At 66.5% G+C, this 1244-nt stretch carries 1 protein-coding gene; it reads right to left on the reverse strand.

Annotation, left to right across the window (positions count from 1 at the left end; translation table 11 throughout):
• Positions 1-1130 (reverse strand): HNH endonuclease signature motif containing protein (locus ABD206_RS13585; RefSeq protein ID WP_425561204.1); only part of this gene is annotated, 1130 nt, incomplete at its 3' end.
• Positions 1131-1244: the final 114 nt, after the last annotated feature.

Genomic DNA, 1244 nt, shown 5'->3' on the forward strand with positions numbered 1-1244 from the left:
GACGTCCATTCGAGTATTCCGTCGTGGAGTTGTTTCACTTTCCATGACGTGAATTGCTTCATCGAGTGATGTCGTTGACACAAGTGACTCAAATTCGAGACAGTCGTTTTCCCGCCGAGGGCGTGGTCGTGGGTGTGGTCGATCTCGCATCGGATGGCGGGGATCCGGCATCCGGGGAACCGGCAGTGTTGGTCCCTGGCGCGGAGGTGTCGGTCGATGGCGGCCGTCCGCTGGTATCCGTCGGTGTGGAGCACTTGTCCGGTGATGGGGTGGGTGACGAGTCGTTCCCACCACCTGCCGGTGTTGCCGGCGAGTTCTCGTGCGGTGGCGGGGTCGATGGGGGAGTATCCGACCAGGTCGGCGGCACCTGCGGCGTGTCCGGTGCGGGCTTCGATGTCGAGCAGGTTCAGTGCGGGGACGATGACCTGGATCTTCGCGCGGATCGTGCCGAGTGTTCCGGGTCCGTCGCCGTCGATGGTGGGGTCGGCGAAGGGGGATCCGCTGAGGAGGATGTCGGCGGCGATGTCGGCACGGATCTGCGCCCTCGTCCGCTCATCCGTGAGCAGCACGTTTGCATCGTCACCACCACCGTCCACACCACGGGCTCGTGCTTCGGCTTTCGCGGCGTTTCGGGTGTCGATGACCACCGTTGCCATCTGGTTGAACCGGTCGTCGATTCCCGCGATGACGGGGGTGGGGGCGATCAGGGTCAGGCAGCTCATCCCGTCCGGCAATGCCGAGGTGCGCACGTCCCGACCTTCTCGCGCATCCCGGTGCCGTTCCACCAACGAGCGCGGGTGCATCCGCTGCGCGAGGATCTCCAACCCCGCTTTCACCCGCCCGGTCGTGTCCCGTCGGCACCGTTCCAACGCCTCCGCCTCGAACTCCCCGAGAACCTCGGCCGGCAGGTCGGCCGCGATATCGGTGAGTACCCGGACGTGCTGCCGTGTGATCTCGTTCCGCTCCCGTGCTTCCACCGTGGCAGGGAAGTCCTCCACTAAACGCACCGCGTCACCGATCTGGCGTTGCATCGACCGGTCCGACACTTTCGCCGGTACCCCGATGGTGGCGGCGATGTCGCGCAGGGTCATGTCCTGCTCCCGCACCGACGCCCGCTTGCTCGCAGCCATCTCCCGCGCCAACCGCCCCGCCCGCGCCAGCGCCCGCGACCGCGCGACCTCCGCCGCAGCCAACACAGTTTCGGCTTCTTCGAACGCGGCAACAAGCGACTCCAGCTCGGCGGC

Origin of the sequence: Microbacterium sediminicola, from assembly GCF_039531125.1 — a bacterium.
In the GTDB taxonomy this organism is placed as follows: domain Bacteria; phylum Actinomycetota; class Actinomycetes; order Actinomycetales; family Microbacteriaceae; genus Microbacterium; species Microbacterium sediminicola.